The 17,891-nt window shown below is 70.5% G+C and carries 18 protein-coding genes and 2 pseudogenes; 12 read left to right on the forward strand and 8 right to left on the reverse strand.

Features of this window, described 5'->3' with window-relative positions:
• Positions 1 to 67 precede the first annotated feature (67 nt).
• From ACQ86L_RS18825 to ACQ86L_RS18860, 8 genes and pseudogenes are all read left to right on the forward strand, one after another.
• Complete coding sequence (locus ACQ86L_RS18825) at positions 68 to 415, forward strand: hypothetical protein (protein WP_434316749.1); 348 nt, start codon at positions 68 to 70, stop codon at positions 413 to 415.
• Positions 416 to 451: 36 nt separating this feature from the next.
• Positions 452 to 1,207, forward strand: a complete 756-nt coding sequence (locus ACQ86L_RS18830; RefSeq protein ID WP_434316750.1) for a DUF1684 domain-containing protein — start codon at positions 452 to 454, stop codon at positions 1,205 to 1,207.
• 75 nt (positions 1,208 to 1,282) lie between these two features.
• On the forward strand, positions 1,283 to 2,782 hold the full coding sequence (locus ACQ86L_RS18835) for an ABC transporter substrate-binding protein (RefSeq protein ID WP_434316751.1): 1,500 nt from the start codon (positions 1,283 to 1,285) through the stop codon (positions 2,780 to 2,782).
• 156 nt (positions 2,783 to 2,938) lie between these two features.
• A pseudogene (locus tag ACQ86L_RS18840) lies at positions 2,939 to 3,436 on the forward strand (ABC transporter permease); the annotation flags it as partial.
• A gap of 43 nt (positions 3,437 to 3,479) precedes the next feature.
• The gene (locus ACQ86L_RS18845; RefSeq protein WP_434316752.1) at positions 3,480 to 3,845 is read left to right on the forward strand and encodes an ABC transporter permease subunit; all 366 of its coding nucleotides are present in this window, start codon (positions 3,480 to 3,482) and stop codon (positions 3,843 to 3,845) included.
• Positions 3,846 to 3,947: 102 nt separating this feature from the next.
• Entirely contained in the window at positions 3,948 to 4,721 is a 774-nt protein-coding gene (locus tag ACQ86L_RS18850; protein WP_434316753.1) for an ABC transporter permease, read from the forward strand.
• On the forward strand, positions 4,718 to 5,506 hold the full coding sequence (locus tag ACQ86L_RS18855; RefSeq protein ID WP_434316754.1) for an ATP-binding cassette domain-containing protein: 789 nt from the start codon (positions 4,718 to 4,720) through the stop codon (positions 5,504 to 5,506). The genes ACQ86L_RS18850 and ACQ86L_RS18855 overlap by 4 nt, the downstream gene beginning before the upstream one ends.
• Positions 5,503 to 6,266 (forward strand): annotated as a pseudogene (locus ACQ86L_RS18860) (ABC transporter ATP-binding protein). Before ACQ86L_RS18855 ends, ACQ86L_RS18860 begins: the two are co-directional and overlap by 4 nt.
• A gap of 27 nt (positions 6,267 to 6,293) precedes the next feature.
• Here ACQ86L_RS18860 and ACQ86L_RS18865 read toward each other — a convergent pair.
• The 4 genes from ACQ86L_RS18865 to aroA all read right to left on the reverse strand — a co-directional run bounded on the left by ACQ86L_RS18865 (position 6,294) and on the right by aroA (position 9,973).
• Entirely contained in the window at positions 6,294 to 6,911 is a 618-nt protein-coding gene (locus ACQ86L_RS18865) for an acetate uptake transporter (RefSeq protein WP_434316755.1), read from the reverse strand.
• Between the two features lie 85 nt (positions 6,912 to 6,996).
• Positions 6,997 to 7,470: a thioredoxin-dependent thiol peroxidase gene (gene bcp / locus ACQ86L_RS18870; protein WP_434316756.1), complete on the reverse strand. Its 474-nt coding sequence runs from the start codon at positions 7,468 to 7,470 to the stop codon at positions 6,997 to 6,999.
• A gap of 67 nt (positions 7,471 to 7,537) precedes the next feature.
• Positions 7,538 to 8,608: a ribosome small subunit-dependent GTPase A gene (gene rsgA / locus ACQ86L_RS18875; RefSeq protein WP_434316757.1), complete on the reverse strand. Its 1,071-nt coding sequence runs from the start codon at positions 8,606 to 8,608 to the stop codon at positions 7,538 to 7,540.
• Positions 8,609 to 9,973, reverse strand: a complete 1,365-nt coding sequence (gene aroA, locus ACQ86L_RS18880; protein WP_434316758.1) for a 3-phosphoshikimate 1-carboxyvinyltransferase — start codon at positions 9,971 to 9,973, stop codon at positions 8,609 to 8,611. It lies immediately after the preceding gene.
• Between the two features lie 160 nt (positions 9,974 to 10,133).
• On the opposite strand from aroA, the gene ACQ86L_RS18885 reads away from it, so the two are divergent.
• Together ACQ86L_RS18885 and ACQ86L_RS18890 are read left to right on the forward strand one after the other, a co-directional pair.
• Positions 10,134 to 10,742: a sigma-70 family RNA polymerase sigma factor gene (locus ACQ86L_RS18885; RefSeq protein ID WP_434316759.1), complete on the forward strand. Its 609-nt coding sequence runs from the start codon at positions 10,134 to 10,136 to the stop codon at positions 10,740 to 10,742.
• On the forward strand, positions 10,739 to 10,984 hold the full coding sequence (locus tag ACQ86L_RS18890) for a zf-HC2 domain-containing protein (protein WP_434316760.1): 246 nt from the start codon (positions 10,739 to 10,741) through the stop codon (positions 10,982 to 10,984). Before ACQ86L_RS18885 ends, ACQ86L_RS18890 begins: the two co-directional genes overlap by 4 nt.
• 75 nt (positions 10,985 to 11,059) lie before the next feature.
• On the opposite strand, the gene ACQ86L_RS18895 is transcribed toward ACQ86L_RS18890, so the two are convergent.
• From ACQ86L_RS18895 to ACQ86L_RS18905, 3 genes are read right to left on the reverse strand one after another with little or no spacing between them, the layout of a single operon-like run.
• Positions 11,060 to 11,839 carry a VOC family protein gene (locus ACQ86L_RS18895; protein ID WP_434316761.1) on the reverse strand — a complete coding sequence of 260 codons (780 nt, stop codon included), beginning with the start codon at positions 11,837 to 11,839 and terminating at the stop codon, positions 11,060 to 11,062.
• 53 nt (positions 11,840 to 11,892) lie between these two features.
• Positions 11,893 to 12,300: a DUF7144 family membrane protein gene (locus tag ACQ86L_RS18900; protein WP_434316762.1), complete on the reverse strand. Its 408-nt coding sequence runs from the start codon at positions 12,298 to 12,300 to the stop codon at positions 11,893 to 11,895.
• 59 nt (positions 12,301 to 12,359) lie between these two features.
• On the reverse strand, positions 12,360 to 13,757 hold the full coding sequence (locus ACQ86L_RS18905) for an MFS transporter (protein ID WP_434316763.1): 1,398 nt from the start codon (positions 13,755 to 13,757) through the stop codon (positions 12,360 to 12,362).
• Between the two features lie 165 nt (positions 13,758 to 13,922).
• Here ACQ86L_RS18905 and ACQ86L_RS18910 point away from each other — a divergent pair, with 165 nt between their 5' ends.
• Together ACQ86L_RS18910 and ACQ86L_RS18915 are read left to right on the forward strand one after the other, a co-directional pair.
• Positions 13,923 to 16,280 carry a sulfatase-like hydrolase/transferase gene (locus tag ACQ86L_RS18910; RefSeq protein WP_434316764.1) on the forward strand — a complete coding sequence of 786 codons (2,358 nt, stop codon included), beginning with the start codon at positions 13,923 to 13,925 and terminating at the stop codon, positions 16,278 to 16,280.
• Between the two features lie 37 nt (positions 16,281 to 16,317).
• Positions 16,318 to 17,421 carry an epoxide hydrolase family protein gene (locus ACQ86L_RS18915; protein WP_434316765.1) on the forward strand — a complete coding sequence of 368 codons (1,104 nt, stop codon included), beginning with the start codon at positions 16,318 to 16,320 and terminating at the stop codon, positions 17,419 to 17,421.
• A gap of 7 nt (positions 17,422 to 17,428) precedes the next feature.
• On the opposite strand, the gene ACQ86L_RS18920 is transcribed toward ACQ86L_RS18915, so the two are convergent.
• A complete protein-coding gene (locus ACQ86L_RS18920; RefSeq protein WP_434316766.1) occupies positions 17,429 to 17,713 on the reverse strand; it encodes an ArsR/SmtB family transcription factor in 285 nt (94 codons plus the stop codon).
• Positions 17,714 to 17,891 lie beyond the last annotated feature (178 nt).

The following is a 17,891-nucleotide window of genomic DNA, read 5'->3' on the forward strand; positions in this document are numbered from 1 at the left end:
CTCCGCTGCTCATCGCGCTGGCTGTGATCCTGACGCTCGAAGCGCTGCTGGTCACGGGCCTCGCGGTGTGGCTGCTGGTCGAGCTTCTCACGACGACCCCCAGTCGTACACCACCGCCGTCGCGATCACGATCCTCGTGGCGCTCGGCGCCGCCTGGCTGATCGTCACGCTCGTCGGCATCCTCCGGCTGCACGCGTGGGCGCGCGCCTCCACCGTCACCATCCAGATCCTCATGATCGCGGTGGCCGTCGGCAGCTTCGAGGGCCTGGTCGCGCGGCCCGACGTCGGCTGGGCGCTGCTCGTCCCCGCCGTCGTCGCCGGTGTGCTGGCGCTCGCGCCCTCCGTGGTCCGGGCCACCGCACGCTCGGTCGAGACCGACGAGGACGCCGATCGCAATACGGGGACACACGAATAGCGTGACGGTGGGAACAAGGCGCAGACTCGCACTGTTATGGCTGACATCGTGACTGAACTCTCCGCTCCGGCCCTCGCATCCCCGTCCACCATTCAGACCGCCGAGGCCGGCTACGCCGACTGGCGCGCCTGGCGTCTCTCCTCCGTCGCAGCCCCGACCGGCAACCTGGCGCTCATCGAGACCCGCTGGCTCGCGGACGGCGACGAGACCACCGCGGAGCAGGCGCTCGCGGGGCACCCGGAGACGGTGACCGCCACCGAGCTGAGCCGCCGCAACCTCGAGACCGGCGCACCGGAGCGCGGCATCCGCCTCTGGGACGCGGCCTCGCCCGCGATCCGCGCGTTCGAGACGATCGACGCGTTCCCGTTCGACCCGTCCTGGATCGTGGAGGCCACCTTCACGCCCGTGAGCGGCGAGCGCACCATCCCGTTCGAGCACATCCGCGACAACGGAGGCACCCGCGACCTGGTCGTGCCGGGCGACATCACCTTCGAGCGCGACGGCGTCGACTACACGCTGAGCGCATTCGACGACGACGGCACGCTGCTGCTGGTCTTCGGCGACCCGACGAACGGCGACGACGGCCCGGACGGAACCTACGCCTCCGGACGCTTCCTCTTCGTGACGCGCGACGGCGACCGCGCCGTCCTCGACTTCAACCGCGCCTTCGTGCCGCCGTGCGGCTTCTCGGACCAGTACAACTGTCCGCTGCCGCCGCGGAACAACCGCTTCCCCGTCCCGGTCACGGCCGGCGAGAAGCGCGTCGTGCTCCGCGACGGCGCCACGCACTGAGCCTCGGCTCCACTGCGCTTCCCCTGCTTCACCCCTTCGATCACCCCCAACTCCACACAGCACAGGAGAACTCCGTTGAGAAAGACCCCCCTGCTCGCCACGATCGCGATCGGCATCGCCGCGTCCCTGGCGCTCGCCGGCTGCTCCGGCGCGTCCTCGTCGTCCTCCGGCGGCACGGACGCGTCCATCGCCGTCGGCTCGCTTTACGAGCCCGTCAACCTGGACAACACCGCCGGCGGCGGCCAGGGCGTGACCGAGGCGCTGAACGGCAACGTCTACGAAGGCCTGTTCAAGCTGACCGACGACGGCAAGGTCCAGCCGCTGCTCGCCACGAAGTACACGACGAGCTCCGACGGCCTCACCTACACGTTCACCCTCCGCGACGGGGTGAAGTTCCACTCCGGCAAGCCGCTCACCAGTGCGTCCGTCAAGAGCAGCATCGAGCGCGTGCTCGCCGCCGACTCCCAGTCGGCCCGCAAGTCGCAGCTCGCCGTCATCTCCGGCATCCAGACCCCGGACGACAAGACTGTGGTCATCTCGCTGAAGTCGCGGTCCATCTCGCTGCCGTACAACCTCAGCTACGTCTGGATCTACGGTCCGGGCACGACGAACTACAAGACGGCGGAGGACGGCACCGGCCCGTACACCCTCGGCACCTGGAAGCGCGGCAGCTCGCTGAGCCTGGAGCGCTGGAACGGCTACTGGGGTTCCAAGGCGAAGAACAAGGAGGTCGTCTACGACTACTTCACCGACGCCAGCGCCCTCTCCAACGCCCTGCTGACCAACCAGGTCGACATCGTCACCAGCATCCAGAGCCCGGACTCGCTGACCCAGTTCGAGGGCAACAAGAACTACACGATCAACAACGGCAAGTCGACGACGAAGGAGCTCCTCGCCTTCAACGACAAGGTCGCGCCCTTCAACAACGCGGAGGTCCGGAAGGCGGTCTACTCGGCGATCGACACCAAGAAGCTGCTCACCTCGATCTGGGGCAAGTACGGCACGCTCATCGGCTCGATGGTCCCGCCGAGCGACCCCTGGTACGAGGACCTCACCAAGGTCAACCCGTACGACACCGCCCTGGCGAAGAAGGAGCTGGCCGCGGCCGGTCTCCCGAACGGCTTCTCGTTCACCCTCGACACGCCCACCTACGACCCGCACCCAGCGGTCGCGGAGTTCCTCAAGAGCGAGCTCGCGAAGGTCGGCATCACGGTGAACATCAACTCCATCTCGGCCGACCAGTGGTACACCAAGGTGTTCAAGAACCACGACTTCACCGCGACCCTGCAGGAGCACGTGAACGACCGCGACGTGGTCTGGTACGGCAACCCCGACTTCTACTGGGGCTATGACAACCCGCAGGTCACCACGTGGGTGAACGAGGCGGAGCAGTCGTCCACCACGGCCGAGCAGACGGCGAAGCTGAAGCTGGTCAACCAGCAGATCGCGAAGGACGCCGCCAGCGCGTGGCTGTACCTCTACCCGCAGATCGTGGTGGCGTCGAGCTCGGTGAGCGGCTACCCGGTGAACGGGCTGAACTCGCAGTTCTACGCGTACGACATCGTCAAGAAGTAACCGGCGAACGTCCTCCACAGGACGTCCTCGACCCCGAGTCGTCCACTGATGCTCGGGAGGCCCGCACCGGGCCTCCCGAGCATCTACGCTGAAATGACCATGACCTCCTATCTCCTCCGCCGCACCGCGTTCCTCGTGGTGTCCCTGCTGCTGGCGATGGTCGTGCTGTTCTTCCTGCTCCGCGTGCTGCCGGGCGACCCGGCCAACGCCCTGCTGTCGGCGAGTGCGACGCCCGACCAGATCAAGGCGGCGCAGGAGCAGGTGGGCAGCAACCTCCCCCTGCCCGAGCAGTTCGCGAACTGGTTCGGCTCGCTGCTGACGCTGAACCTGGGGCAGTCCTTCATCACGTCGCTTCCGGTGGGGCCGGAGATCGCCTCGCGGCTGGCGGTGACCATCCCGCTCACCCTCCTGTCGTTCGTGCTCGCGCTCGTGCTGGCGTTGCCGATCGGCTTCGTCGCCGCCTGGAAGGCCGACCGCTGGTACGGCCTCGTGCTGTCCGCCTTCTCGCAGCTCGGCATCGCCGTCCCGGTGTTCTGGGTGGGCATCCTGCTGGTGGACGCCTTCGCGGTGAACCTGCGCTGGTTCCCGTCCGGCGGGTTCCCGCGCGACGACTGGGCCGACCCGGCGTCGGCGCTGCAGTCGCTCGCACTGCCGGTGATCACCATCGCCATCGTGATGAGCGCCTCCATCTCGCGGTATGTGCGCAGCGCGACGGCTCGACGTCATCGGCAGCGACTACCTGCGCAACGCCCGCGCGCTCGGCTCCGGGTTCGGGCGGGCGATGTGGCGGCACGGGCTGCGCAACGGCGCCGTGCCGGTCATCTCCATCCTCGGCATCGAGCTGGCGACGACCTTCCTCGGCGCCGTGGTGGTTGAGAGCGTCTACACGCTGCCGGGCCTGGGGAGCATGCTGCTCACGGCGATCCAGCAGCACGACTACCCGGACATCCAGGGCATCCTGTTCGTCTCGACGCTGCTGGTGCTGATCGTCGGCTTCCTCGCCGACATCGTGCAGCGGCTGATCGACCCGCGCCTGCGCCAGAGCATCTCGGGCAACCGATGAGCGCGGTGGTGCAGCAGGCGGCTCAGAACGGCGCCGGATCCGCGGGAGCGGGCGCGCCGGCGTGCGCGGCGGTCGGTCACGCTCGGGATCGGCCTCGCCCTGGTGGGCCTCGTGGTGCTCGTCGCCGCGCTCTCGTTCGTGTGGCTGCCGTTCGCCCAGGGCGACACCTCGGGAGGCAGGCTGGCGCCGCCGGACGGCACGCACTGGCTGGGCACCGACCGCTTCGGGCGCGACCTGACGACGCAGCTGATGATCGGCGCGCGCATCGCGCTCGCCGTCGGCGTCGGCGCGGTCGCGATCGGCGCCGTCATCGGCATCACGATCGGGATGCTGGCGGCCTTCGCGACGCGCTGGCTGGACGACACGATCTCGGCGGTGCTCGACATCATCATCGCCTTCCCCGTCCTCCTGCTCGCCATGCTCATCGTGGCCGCGCAGGGCGCCTCGCTGGGCACCGCCATCCTCGCCATCGGGCTGGCGATGTCGGCGGTGGTCGCCCGGCTCACCCGGGTGCTGTCCAAACAGGTGCTCGCGCAGCAGCACGTGACCGCGGCCCGCACGTCCGGCACGTCGTGGGGCGGGATCGTCGCCCGGCACGTCCTCCCCAACATCTGGCCGACGCTCGGCGTCAACCTGGCGCTCCAGTTCGGCGTCGCGGTGCTCGCGGAGGCCAGCCTCTCGTACCTGGGCCTCGGCGCGCCGCCGCCCAACGCGTCGTGGGGCCGGCTGCTGCAGGAGGCGCAGGGGACGGTCGCGGTCGCGCCCGTCGGCGCCATCGCGCCCGGTGTCGCGCTCGTCGTCCTGGTGGTCGGCGTCAACCTGATCGCCGACGGCTTGCGGGACGTCGCCGACCCGACGCGGAGGAGGTCGCGATGATCCTCGACGTGCAGAACCTCGGCGTGACGGCCCGCGACGGGTCGCCGCTGGTGTCGGACGTCTCCTTCCGGCTCGACGCGGGGGAGCGGCTGAGCCTGATCGAGGAGTCCGGGTCGGGCAAGTCGCTGACCTCGTTCGCGATCACCGGCCTGCTGCCGGACGGCCTGACGGCGACCGGGAGCGTGGCGCTCGCGGGCGTCCAGGTGATCGGCGCGAAGGAGCGGGCGCTGGTCCCGCTGCGCGGACGCACGGCGTCGACGGTCTTCCAGGAGCCGCTGACCGCGCTCGACCCGCTGATGCGCCTCGGCGCACAGGTTGCGGAGCCGCTGCGCCGGCACCTCGGGCTGCGCGGCGCCGCGCTGCGCGACGCCGTCCACGCGGCGCTGGCGGAGGTGCGCCTGCCCGACCCGGAACGGATCGCACGCGCGTACCCGCACGAGATCTCCGGGGGCCAGCGTCAGCGCGTTGCCATCGCCGCGGCGCTCGCCTGCCGCCCCCAGCTGCTCATCGCCGACGAGCCGACGACCGCGCTGGACGTGACCGTGCAGGCGGACATCCTCGCGCTCATCGACTCGCTCGTGACCGAGCGCGGGATGGCGCTGCTGTTCGTCAGCCACGACCTCGCGGTCGTCTCGCGGATGACGGAGCGTGCGCTGGTGCTGCGCGCGGGACGCGTGGTCGAGGAGAGCACGATCGAGCGCATCCTCACCGACCCCGCCGACCCGTACACGGCCGAGCTCGTCCGCAGCGCGCGCGAGCTGGACGCCGCCCTGGAGGTGCGATGACCGCCGTCCTCGAACTCCGCGACGCGGGCTTCCGCTACCGCCGGTCGAGCGCCCCGGCGCTGGAAGGCGTGTCCTTCGCCGTCGAGCCCGGCCGCAGCGTCGGCCTGGTGGGGAGTCCGGCGCGGGCAAGACCACCCTGCTCTCGCTGCTCCTCGGGCTCACGAGCCCGACCTCCGGGAGCGTGGTGTTCGACGGGAAGCCGCTCGTCCGCGCCGACCGGGGGCTGATGCGGGAGTTCCGCCGCAGCGTGCAGACGGTGTTCCAGGACCCGTATTCGTCCCTCGACCCGCGCCAGAGCGTGGGGAGGATCGTCGCCGAGCCGCTGGCGTCGCTCCGGATCGCCTCCGGCGCCGACGCCCGCTCGCGCGTCGCGGAGGCACTGCGCGCGGTCGCCCTGCCGGAGGACGCAGCGGGCCGCTACCCGCACGAGTTCTCGGGCGGCCAGCGGCAGCGCATCGCCATCGCCCGCGCGATCGTCTCGCGTCCGCGCGTCCTCCTCGCCGACGAGCCGGTCAGCGCGCTCGACGTGACCACGCGCATCCAGATCATCGAGCTGCTCGGTGAGCTCGCGGCTCAGGAGGGGATGACCGTGGTGATGGTGTCGCACGACCTCAGCGTGGTCGCGACACTCTGCGAGCAGACGGTCGTGCTCCGCTCCGGCCGCGTGGTGGAGCAGGGGGCGACGAGGGACGTGCTCGGCGCGCCGGGGGATGCCTACACGCAGCGCCTCATCGCGTCAGTGCCGCGGCTGCCCGCCTGAGCGCGGGTCGGCCAGGCCTCCTGGCGCTCAGGCGCGCGGCCACACCGGCAGCACGGCACGCTTCCAGGTCGCGTTCGTGACGCCGGCCCACGAGGTGTAGAGCGCGACCGCGGCCGTCGCGAGTCCGAGCCAGCCGCCGGTCTGCGTCGCTCCCTGCGCCCCCGCCAGATCGCCGGTCGTCAGCGCCACGAACGTCAGAGTCAGCAGCACGAACACCGCCAGCGTCGCCCCGTTGGTCTTCGCCGCGGCGACCGTCATCAGCGCCGTGAAGATCGTCCACGCGAGCAGGAAGAAGCCGACGCCGATGGAGCCGGCGTCCTCCGCCAGGCCGGGGGCGGTGCGCAGCCGCCAGAACGACAGCCAGAAGGCGCCGTACGACGTGAACGCGGTGGCTCCAAAGGTGTTGCCGCGCGCGAACTCCCACAGCCCCGCCGCGAACTGCGTCAGGCCGCCGTAGAACAGCGCCATCGCGACGGCCGTGGCCCCCGCCTCGCCGACCAGGCCCGCGTTGGCGAGGCTCAGCAGCGTCGTCGTCAGCGCGAACGCGGCGAGGCCGAGCGGGCCGGGATCGGCGACCCCGGCGCGGGCCGGCGGCGCGGCCGGGGTCGTGGGGTGGGCGATGGTCCGCTCGGCGGTTGCGCTCATGCGGTGCACTCCTTCGTACGAGGTCGGCCGGAACGGCCGTCCCTCGACATTAGAATGCCAGATCGCAGATTGCAAACACCTATTGTCAGTCCAGCCCGAGCTTCTTCCGCAGCGACGCGACGTGGCCGGTGGCCTTCACGTTGTAGAGCGGCAGTCGTACTGTGCCGTCCGGGTTCAGCACGAACGTGGAGCGGATGACACCGGTGACCGTCTTGCCGTAGAGCTTCTTCTCGCCGTAGGCGCCGTACGCGTTGTGCACCGCGAGGTCCTCGTCCGACAGCAGCGGGAAGTTCAGGCGCTCCTGCTCCTGGAACTCCTTGTTCTTGGCCGGGGCGTCCTTCGAGATGCCGATGACCTTGTAACCGCTGGAGGCGAGGGAGTTGAGGTTGTCGCGGAAGTCGCAGGCCTCGGTGGTGCAGCCCGGCGTCATCGCGGCCGGGTAGAAGTAGACGATCACATTGTCGCCCGAGTAGTCGCCGAGCGAGACGGGCTTGCCGTCCTGGTCCTGGAGGGTGAACGCGGGCGCGGGCTGTCCCGCTTCGAGTCGAACGTCAGTCATGCTCCCCATTCTGCAGCCTCCCGCCGAAGGGCACGTCAACGCCCCTACGACGCGGTTTCAGGGGCGCTTACGTGCCCTTCGGTGTCTGGTGGGCTGGGGCGAAGGTGGCGAGGAGGCGCTGAAGGGAGTCGAGGCGCGCGCGGCCGGTCTCGCCGAGCCGGCCCTCCTCGACGGCCTCGATGATCGCGCAGTCCGGCGCGTCCGGGAGGTGCGTGCAGCCGCGCGGGCAGTCCTCGGCGATCGCGGCGAGGTCGGTGAACGACTTGAGGATGCTCGCGGTGTCCACGTGGCCGAGCCCGAACGACCGCACGCCGGGGGTGTCGATGACCCAGCCGTGGCCGTCGGCGTTCTCCACCCGCAGCGACACCGTGGAGGACGATGTGTGCCGCCCGCGCCCGGTCACCACGTTGACATGGCCGGTCGCGCGCTTGGCGCCGGGCACGATCGCGTTCACCAGCGTGGACTTGCCGACGCCGGAGTGGCCGACCACCACGGTGTCGTGGCCGACGAGCGCCGATTTGATCTCGTCCACCGGGATGTGGTCCTCCCGGCTGGTGAACACCGGGAGGTCGAGGCCGGCGAAGTTCTCCAGGAACGGCGCGGGGTCGGCGAGGTCGATCTTGGTGACGCACAGCATGGGCTCGATCCCCGCGTCGTACGCGGCGACCAGGTAGCGGTCGACCAGCCGGGTCCGCGGCTCCGGGTTCGCCGCGGCCACCACGATGAGCATCTGGTCGGCGTTGGCGACGATGACGCGCTCCACCTCGTCGGTGTCGTCCGCGCTGCGGCGCAGCAGCGTGGAGCGCGGCTCGATCCGCACGATGCGGGCGAGCGTGCCCTCCTCGCCGGTGGTGTCGCCGACGACGGCCACGCGGTCGCCGGTCACGATCGGCTTGCGCCTCAGCTCGCTCGCGCGCGCCGCGGTGACCTGGCGCTCCTCGGCGGTGTCCTCGTCCAGCAGGACGGTGTAGCGGCCGCGGTCCACGCCGAGGACGCGCGCGATCTCGGCGTCGGCGTGCTCCGGCCGGGTCTTGGTGCGCGGACGATTCCCCTTCGGGTTCGGCCGGGAGCGGATGGCCGACTCGTCGTAGAGGTCGTACTCGTCGTCCTCGTCGTCGTCATCCGACCACCACGACATCTACGCCGCCGCGCCTTCGGCCAGCATCCGGGTCCAGAGCTGCGGGAACTGCGGCAGGGTCTTGGCGGTCGTCGCGATGTTCTCGATCTCCACACCGGGGACGACCAGGCCGACGATCGCGCCGGTGGTCGCCATCCGGTGGTCCTCGTAGCTGCGCCAGACGCCGCCGGTCAGCGGGCGCGGCTCGATGCGCAAGCCGTCCTCCAGCTCGGTCACCGCGCCGCCGAGGCCGTTGAGCTCGGCCGCGAGGGCGGCGAGCCGGTCGGTCTCGTGATGGCGGATGTGGCCGATGCCGGTGATCTCGCTCGGGCCGTCGGCGAACGCCGCGATGGCCGCGATCGCCGGGACCAGCTCGCCGCCGGTGGAGAGGTCGATCGAGACGGGCCGGATACGCTCCGGGCCGGTCACGGTGAGGCGGTCGCCGTCCTTCGTGACGGTCGCCCCGAACAGCGGCAGCAGGTCGGCGAGGTCGGCGCCCACCTGGGTGGTCGACTCGGGCCAGCCGGTGATCGTGACGGAGCCGCCGGTGACGACAGCGGCCGCCAGGAACGGGGCCGCGTTGGACAGGTCGGGCTCGATGTCGACGTCACGCGCGCCGATGGCGCCGGGCCGGACGATCCAGCGACCGACCTCCGGCGACTCGACCGTCACGTCGCGCGCGGCGAGGGCGGCGATGGTCATCTCGATGTGGGGGAGGCTCGGGAGGCGCTCGCCGGAGTGCGTCAGGTCGAGGCCCTCCTCGAACCGGCTCCCCGACAGCAGCAGCGCGCTGACGAACTGGCTGGAGCTGGACGCGTCGATCCCGATGGCGCCGCCCTGGACCGTCCCGGTGCCGTGGACGGTGAACGGGAGGGCGCCGCGGCCGTCGTCGTTGACGTCGACGCCGAGCGCGCGCAGCGCCGCGATGATCGCGCCCATCGGCCGGCCGCGCGCCGAGTCGTCGGCGTCGAACATGGTCGGCCCGAGCGCGAGGCCGGCGAGCGGCGGCACGAAACGCATCACGGTGCCCGCCTGGCCGCACTCGATCGTGGTGCTGCCGAGCAGCTCCTCCGCCGGCGTGATCAGGAAGTCGCTGCCGAACTCGCTCTCGCCCGGCTGCTCCACGATCGAGACGCCGAGCGCACGCAGCGCCTCCACCATGTTGGCGGTGTCGCGGGAGTGCAGCGGCGCGCGCAGCAGGGAGGGACCGTAGGCGAGGGCCGAGAGGACCAGCTCGCGGGCGGTCAGCGACTTGGAGCCGGGCAGGGAGACGGAGGCCGTGACCGGGCCGCCGGCGACGGGCGCGGGCCACAGCGTGTTCGGCTCCTCGGCGCGGTTGTCGCCGTACGGATCGAAGTCGGGGGCGGAATATTTCGAGATGAGCATTGTTGTCAAGGGTATCCGTGATCGAGCCCGAAGGAAGGACCGGCCCGTGCCCGCAGCCACCGCTGTTCTCGACGCCCCGCGCACCCGTGTGCTGGCGCCGTCGAGGGTCCGACCCTCCCGCCGGGTCGCTCGGCGGTCGTCGCAACTAGACTGGCCCCTGATGAGCACCGAAACCGAGGACAAGGGCGCACTGTTCGAAGAGCAGGCGCTACCCTTCATGGACCAGCTCTACGCGGCCGCCCTGCGCATGACGCGCAACCCGGCGGACGCCCAAGACCTGGTCCAGGAGACGTACGTCAAGGCGTATGCCGCCTTCGCGCAGTTCCAGCAGGGCACGAACCTGAAGGCGTGGCTGTACCGCATCCTCACCAACACGTTCATCAACACCTATCGCAAGAAGCAGCGCGAGCCGTATCAGGGGACGATCGACGAACTCGAGGACTGGCAGCTCGGAGGCGCGGAGTCGACCACCGCATCCTCCAGCCGCTCGGCCGAGGCGGAGGCGATCGACCACCTGCCCGACAGTGCCGTCAAGGACGCGCTGCAGGCCATCCCGGAGGACTTCCGGCTGGCCGTCTATCTCGCCGATGTCGAGGGATTCTCCTACCAGGAGATCGCCGACATCATGAAGACCCCGATCGGCACCGTCATGAGCCGCCTCCACCGCGGCCGCCGGATGCTCCGGGAGCTTCTGACCGACTACGCGCACGAACGCGGGCTCTCAGCGGTCCAGGGCCCGCCCGTGCAGACCACCAGGAGAACGAAATGACCGACTGCGGCTGTGACAAGGCGAAAGCCGAACTCGAGGAGTACCTGCGCAACGAGCTCTGCAACGAGGATGCTGCAGACGTGCGCGAGCACCTCGCGAACTGCGACGGCTGCTCCAGCGAGGCGCACCTGAACGTCGTGCTCACCGAGGTGGTGCAGCGCGCCTGCAAGGAGACGGCGCCCGAGACGCTCCGCACCGAGGTGCTGCTGCGCATCCGGTCGTTCCAGGCGTCGGCGCACTGACCCCCACGCGCGATTCGTCACGAATGTCGACGTGGCGGCGCTGAAACGCGCGATTCGTGACGAATGTCGCGGCGCTCAGGCGATCGACCCCGGCACCTCGTGGAGGAAGAAGAGCCCGCCCAGAGGGTCGGTGACCTGCGCGAAGCGGCCGAACTCGCTGTCCCACGGGTCGCGGATCGCCGTGCCGCCGAGCTCGACCACGCGGGCGACGGCCGCCGCCGCGTCCTGGACGCCGAAGTAGACCACCCAGTGCGACGGGACGTCCGGCGGCAGCATCCCGTCCGCGTCGAAGACGCCGCCGCTCGGTGAGTCGGGGTCGCCGAACGTCTCGTAGCGGAAGTCCGCGGTGTCGCCGAGCACGGTCGTCCTCCAGCCGAACACGCGCTTGTAGAACGCGACCTGCTCGGCGTAGCTGCGGGCGTACAGCTCGTGCCAGGAGAGCCCGCCCACCTCGGCCACGAGCTCGAAGCCGCGGTGCTGCTCCGGCTCCCAGAGTCCGACGACCGCGCCGCCCGGGTCGGCCACGACCGCGAGCCTGCCCTGGTCGCCGACCGCCATCGTGGGGGAGAGCACCTGCGCCCCGGCGTTCTCCGAGGCGCGCTCCCCGGCCGAGGCGTCCTCGACGAGCAGGTAGGTCAGCCACGCGTTCGGCTGCTGGCCCTCCATCGCCTGACCCAGACCGGCGACGAGGTGACCGTCCCGCCGGAAGGTCACGTAGCCGCCGTACTCGCCGCCCCCGGTCTCGGCGGTCCAACCGAACAGCGACGTGTAGAACTCCTGGGCGCGGGGGAGGTCGCTGGCGGCGTAGTCCACCCAGCAGGGCTCACCGAGACGGTGCGTGGTCAGGACGGTCATGCCGTCACCGTACGCCCGCCCGCGGCGGCCCGGCTAGCGGCCGGTCAGCGGTATTACGCCCGGTCGTACGCCCGCAGCTCGCGCCCGTGCACGGTGATCGCGTAGATGACGACGAGGTCGAGCGCGAACACGATGATCGACCACCAGGGCTGTGCCGGCAGGGACAGCAACTGGCTCACGGCGTTGACGGCGACCACGATCACCGCGAAGACCCGCGCCCAGGTGCGGCCGTTCGCCAGGGCGATGCCGGCGGCGATGAGCACCAGGCCGATCAGGAGGTGCCACCACCCCCACAGCGAGACGTAGTAGACCGTGGTGCCCTCGCTGGTCGTGAAGTACTGGCTCGCGGGCAGGAGGATCGCGAGGATCCCGAACAGGATCTCGATCGCGCCGCTGATCAGGATCATGATGGCTGCGAACCAGCCCCAGCCGATCCACGCGGTCTGTCGTTCGTCGCTCATGGCAGCCTCCCCGGTCGGCCACACGGTACAACGGCGCTCGTGGCCGCGACAATGCCGTCTCAGGCGGGCACAGGCTCCGCCGCTGTGCGCGGCAGCAGCAGCGCCGCGATCAGCCCCGTCGCCCCGAGCACCGCGACCACGGCCATCGCGATGCCGTACGCCTCGCCTCCGCGCTGCAGGTTCGCCACCAGGATGGTGCCGGCGATGGCGGTGCCGAAGGTCGAGCCGAGGTTGGAGACGCTGCGCGAGAGCCCGGAGATCTCGCCCTGGACCCGCTCGGGGAACGCCGACTGCACCACGTTCACCGACGGCGTCAGCATGAGGCCGAGACCGGCGCCGATCAGGAACAGCCCGGGCACGAACGGCCAGCCTCCTGTCGTGCCCGCCGCGAGCCAGATGAGCAGGACCACCCCGGGCACGCAGAGCACGAAGCCGGTGACGATCAGCCCGCGCTGCGAGAACCGGCGCGCCAGCCTCCCGGCGAGCAGGGAGGTCAGCAGCAGCCCGACCGTCGCCGCGGTGAAGATCACGCCGGTCTGGATGGCGTTGTAGCCGCGCACCACCTGGAGGTACGCCGACACGGTGAACGAGGTCCCCATCAGGATGACCCACTGCAGGTTCTGGGTGATCAGCGCGAGGTTCGACACTCGCACCCGGAACAGGCTCGTGGACAGCAGCGGCGCCTTCCCGGTCCGCTCGCGCCGGCGCACCCAGAGGAAGAACCCCACCAGGATCGCGACCCCCGCGAGCACGAGCACGATCATCAGCGGCACGCTCGTGTCGGCGGCGAGGATCCCCATCACCAGCACGAACAGTCCCAGCGCCGAGAGGATCGCGCCCACCGTGTCGAACGGCCGCGACGGGTCGGCGGGCAGCGGGTCGGTGAGCGACCGGCTGAGCAGCAGGATGACCACGATCACCAGCGCCTGGAACACGAACGCCGCCCGCCAGCTGATGCCGGTCGTGATCAGGCCGCCGATGAGCGGGCCCGCCGCGGCGCCGACGCCGCCCATCCCGCTGATGATCCCGAACGCGACCGCGCGGGTCGGGATGTCCGGCAGGCAGATCGTGGTGAGGATGTAGACCGGCGGGATGAGCATGGCGGTGCCGATGCCCTCCAGCAGCGAGTTGCCCAGGATCACCGCCCACAGCCCCGGCGCGAGCGCCGTGACGAGCGCGCCGACCCCGTAGACGATCAGGCCGATGACGAAGCTGCGCTTGCGGCCGATATTGTCGGTCAGCTTGCCCATCGGGATCATCAGGGCGGCCATCGTGAGCAGGAACAGCGTGATGCTGATCTGGATGCCCTGGACCGTCGTGCCGAGATCGCGCGACATGTCGTTGATCATCACGTTCATGTTCGAGCCGGCGAAGCTGCAGATGAACTGCGCCAGCGCCAGCGGTGCGATGATGCGGCGGATGGTGGCCTGCGAGGCCGCTGCGGTCGTTCCGGTCATGTCGGCTCCCGGGTCTGCTCGTTCGCTGCTCCGGCCGGATGCTACTGCGCCGGGATCGGCCGGTGCAATCGGGGTTGCCGCCGCCGGAAGGACCGGGTTAGGGTGCGGCCGTCCGGGGTCGCCGCGCCGCTCGGTGTCTGCCAGCCGGAGCCGAGAGGGGACATCATGCCTGCACCGTTCCGGGGCCGGATCGACCTGGACATCCGCGACTCGGAGCCCGACTGGGCGCCGTTCGAGCCGCCCAAGGCCCCGGAGGGCGCGCCCAACGTCGTCCTGATCGTGCTGGACGACGTCGGGTTCTCGGCGATGAGCTGCTACGGCGGCCCGATCGACACCCCGAACATCGACCGGCTCGCCGACTCCGGTGTGCGGTTCACGCAGTGGCACACCACCGCGCTGTGCTCGCCGACGCGCTCCGCTCTCCTCACCGGGCGCAACCACACCCGCAACTCGATGGCGTGCATCACGGAGGCAGCCACCGGTTTCCCGAACGCGAGCGGCACCATCCCGCAGGAGAACGGGATGCTCTCGCAGATCCTGGGGGAGCAGGGCTGGAACACCTACATCGTGGGCAAGTGGCACCTCTGCCCGTCGGACGAGATGAACCTCGCCTCCACGCGGCGCAACTGGCCGACCGGGCGCGGATTCGAGCGGTTCTACGGCTTCCTCGGCGCCGAGACGAACCAGTGGTATCCGGACCTGGTCTACGACAACCATCCCGTCGACCAGCCGGCGTCGCCGGAGGACGGCTACCACCTCACCGTCGACCTCACGGACAAGGCCATCGAGTTCATCGGCGACGCGAAGGCGCTGGCGCCGGACAAGCCGTTCTTCCTCTACTACGCGCCCGGCGCCGCGCACGCGCCCCACCACGCGCCCAAGGAGTGGATCGACAGGTTCGCCGGGCGCTTCGACGGCGGCTACGAGGCGATCCGGGAGGAGATCCTGCAGCGGCAGATCGCACTCGGGCTGGTCCCGGAGGGCACGGAGCTGCCGCCCATCAACCCGATCGGCACGACGGAGACCCGCAGCGGACCGGAGGGCCAGCCGTTCCCTCCGCTCGACGTGACCAAGCCGTGGGACACCCTCGGCGACGACGAGAAGCGGCTCTACGCGCGGATGGCCGAGGTCTACGCCGGCTTCCTCGCGCACGCCGACGACCAGATCGGCCGGCTGCTCGACTACCTGGAGGAGTCCGGCGTCCTCGATGACACGCTGATCGTGCTGGTCTCCGACAACGGCGCCAGCGGCGAGGGCGGCCCGGAGGGCTCGGTGAACGAGAACAAGTTCTTCAACGGCATCCCGGACAGCCTGGAGGAGAACCTGGCGTTGCTGGACGAGCTCGGCGGCCCGAAGACCTACAACCACTACCCGAACGGCTGGGCGATGGCCTTCAACACCCCGTTCAAGATGTGGAAGCGCTACGACTACAACGGCGGGACGGCGGACCCCTGCATCGTGTCCTGGCCGAAGAAGCTCGGGCACGGCGGTGAACTCCGGCACCAGTACCACCACGCGGTCGACATCGTGCCGACCATCCTCGACCTGCTGGAGGTGGAGGTCCCCGAGCAGATCGGAGGGCACGTGCAGTCCCGGATGGACGGGGTGAGCATGCGCTCGGCCGTCGCGGACGCCGACTCCCCGACCACCCGGCCGACGCAGTTCTACGCGATGCTCGGTTCGCGGTCCCTCTGGCACGAGGGTTGGAAGGCGGTGTCGAACCACCCCGTGCTCAGCGGCTGGAGCCGGTTCAACGACGACACCTGGGAGCTGTACCACACCGACGTCGACCGCTCGGAGGTCCACGACCTGGCGGCCGAGCATCCGGACAGGGTGCGTGAGCTGGTCAACCTGTGGTTCGCCGAGGCGGGCGCCAACCAGGCGTTCCCGCTGGACGACCGCTCGGCGATCGAGATCCTGCTGACCCCGCGCCCGACGCTGACGAGCCCGCGGAACCGCTATGTGTACCGGGTGGGCGGGGCCGAGATCCCCGAGTCGCAGGCGGTCAACATCCGCAACCGCTCGTACGCGATCGGGGCGCTCGTGGACCTGCCGTCGCCGGGGGCGGAGGGCGTGCTCTTCGCGCACGGCGCCCGGTTCGGCGGCCACACCCTCTACGTGAAGGACGGCCGGCTGCACTACGTCTACAACTTCGTCGGCAGCCTGGAGCAGCGCATCGACGCGACAGAGGACCTCCCCGCAGGCGAGAATCTCCTCCTGTCGGCGGCGTTCGAGAAGGACGGCGAGGAGGCGCCCGGCCTGGCGACCGGCATCCTGAGCCTGTACCACGGCGACCGCAAGGTCGGCGAGGGCCGCATCAAGACGCAGCCCGGTTACTTCTCCCTCACCGGCGAGGGCCTCTGCGTCGGGTACGACGGCGGCGAGCCGGTGACCGACGACTACCCGGGGGAGCGGCCGTTCCGGTTCACGGGCGGCACGCTGCACCGCGTGGTCGTGGATGTCAGCGGAGAGCCCTACCTCGACCTGGAGCGGGAGGCCGCGGCGATGCTGGCGCGGGAGTAGCGGGCCGGCTGTCGGGCGCTCCCGCTACGGTGGCCGGATGGCCATCGACGACTTCCGTATCCAGGCGCCCGACGACGTCCTCGCGGACCTGAGGGACCGCCTCGCCCGCACGCGCTACCCGCGCTCGCCGCGCTCCGGCTGGGAGGGCGGCCTCGGCGGGGAGGAGTTGCGTGCGCTGGTCGACGGCTGGCTGGCGTTCGACTGGCGCGCAGAGGAGGAGCGGCTGAACGCCGTGGAGCAGCACGTCGCCACGGTGGCCGGCCACCGCCTGCACTTCGCGCGCGTGCGCGGCACGGGGCCGGGGCCGCACACCCCGCTCCTGCTGGTGCACGGCTGGCCGAGCGCGTTCGTCGAGTACCTTCCGCTCGCGCGCCTGCTCTCGGACTCCTTCGACGTCGTCGTCCCGTCCCTCCCCGGGTTCGTCTTCTCCGAGGCGCTGGAGCCGCCGCTGACCCGGCGCGCGATCGCGGACGCGCTGCACGGGCTGATGACCGAGGCGCTCGGCTTCGAGCGCTACGCGACGTTCGGCGGCGACATCGGTGGGGGAGCCTCCACCTGGCTCGGCGTCGACCACGCGGACAGCCTGGTCGGCATCCAGCTGCTGAGCGGCCTGTTCCCGGAGGGCGACCCGGTGGACGAGGACGAGGCCCGCTACCTCGCCGCGCTGGACGCGTACGACCGGCTGGACGGCGGCTACAGCGAGATCATGCTCACCCGCCCCGACACCATCGCGGCGGCGCTGAACGACTCCCCGGCCGGGCTGCTGGCCTGGATCGCCGACAAGTGGCACGACTGGATCGACGACCGCGAGGACGGCGCGTGGCAGCGCGTGGCCGACTCCGGCATCCTCTACACGATCGCGACGCTGTACTGGACGACCGAGAGCATCGGGACGTCCTTCCAGCAGTACTACGACTACGAGCAGAACCCGCCCCGGCCACCGATCGCGGCGCCGGTGGGGGTCTACCTCGGGCGGGAGCCGGGGTTCGCCGGCTTCCCGCGCTCACTGGCGGAGCGTGCCGCGCCCGGGCTGCGCGAGTTCGTGCCGGCGCCGGCGGGAGGGCACTTCGCCGGGTTCGAGCATCCGGCAGCCGCTGCTGACGCCATCCGCGGCTTCCACGCCCGGCTTCGTGACGGGTGACCGGGCGTCAGACCGAGGTCAGGAACGACGAGACGATGTCGAGCGAGCCCGGGACGATCCGGTAGTAGGCCCAAGTGCCGCGCTTGCTGCGGCTGAGGTAGCCGGCCTCCACCAGGATCTTGAGGTGGTGGGACACCGTGGGCTGGGAGAGGTCGAGCGGTTCGGTCAGGTCGCACACGCAGGCCTCGCCGTCCTCGTGAGCGGCGACCATCGAGAGCAGCCGGAGCCGCGCCGGGTCGGCCAGCGCCTTCATCGCCCGGGCGACCGAGACGGCGTTCTCCTCGCTGATCACCTCTTTCGTGATGGGCGCGCAGCACGCCTGGAGGTCGCGCAGGGGAGGAGCTCGATGATCGCCATACTCTGATCTTCCTCGATACATTGACAAACGTCAATGTAGTTGTTCATCCTTGGTTCATCGACAACCGTCGATGGAGAAGGGAGAATGAACATGGGTTGCTGCGACACGACCG

Origin of the sequence: Leifsonia sp. P73, from assembly GCF_051059105.1 — a bacterium.
Taxonomy (GTDB): Bacteria; Actinomycetota; Actinomycetes; order Actinomycetales; family Microbacteriaceae; genus Leifsonia.

Excerpts from the sequence above, each read along its gene's own strand:
- rsgA (WP_434316757.1), bottom strand. The coding sequence starts at position 8,608 with ATGTCGTGGTGGTCGGATGACGACGACGAGGACGACGAGTACGACCTC.
- ACQ86L_RS18900 (WP_434316762.1), bottom strand. The coding sequence starts at position 12,300 with ATGAGCGACGAACGACAGACCGCGTGGATCGGCTGGGGCTGGTTCGCA.
- ACQ86L_RS18885 (WP_434316759.1), top strand. The coding sequence starts at position 10,134 with ATGAGCACCGAAACCGAGGACAAGGGCGCACTGTTCGAAGAGCAGGCG.
- ACQ86L_RS18845 (WP_434316752.1), top strand. The coding sequence starts at position 3,480 with ATGTGCGCAGCGCGACGGCTCGACGTCATCGGCAGCGACTACCTGCGC.
- ACQ86L_RS18910 (WP_434316764.1), top strand. The coding sequence starts at position 13,923 with ATGCCTGCACCGTTCCGGGGCCGGATCGACCTGGACATCCGCGACTCG.
- ACQ86L_RS18905 (WP_434316763.1), bottom strand. The coding sequence starts at position 13,757 with ATGACCGGAACGACCGCAGCGGCCTCGCAGGCCACCATCCGCCGCATC.
- ACQ86L_RS18890 (WP_434316760.1), top strand. The coding sequence starts at position 10,739 with ATGACCGACTGCGGCTGTGACAAGGCGAAAGCCGAACTCGAGGAGTAC.
- ACQ86L_RS18855 (WP_434316754.1), top strand. The coding sequence starts at position 4,718 with ATGATCCTCGACGTGCAGAACCTCGGCGTGACGGCCCGCGACGGGTCG.
- bcp (WP_434316756.1), bottom strand. The coding sequence starts at position 7,470 with ATGACTGACGTTCGACTCGAAGCGGGACAGCCCGCGCCCGCGTTCACC.
- ACQ86L_RS18865 (WP_434316755.1), bottom strand. The coding sequence starts at position 6,911 with ATGAGCGCAACCGCCGAGCGGACCATCGCCCACCCCACGACCCCGGCC.
- ACQ86L_RS18915 (WP_434316765.1), top strand. The coding sequence starts at position 16,318 with ATGGCCATCGACGACTTCCGTATCCAGGCGCCCGACGACGTCCTCGCG.
- ACQ86L_RS18830 (WP_434316750.1), top strand. The coding sequence starts at position 452 with ATGGCTGACATCGTGACTGAACTCTCCGCTCCGGCCCTCGCATCCCCG.
- ACQ86L_RS18895 (WP_434316761.1), bottom strand. The coding sequence starts at position 11,839 with ATGACCGTCCTGACCACGCACCGTCTCGGTGAGCCCTGCTGGGTGGAC.
- aroA (WP_434316758.1), bottom strand. The coding sequence starts at position 9,973 with ATGCTCATCTCGAAATATTCCGCCCCCGACTTCGATCCGTACGGCGAC.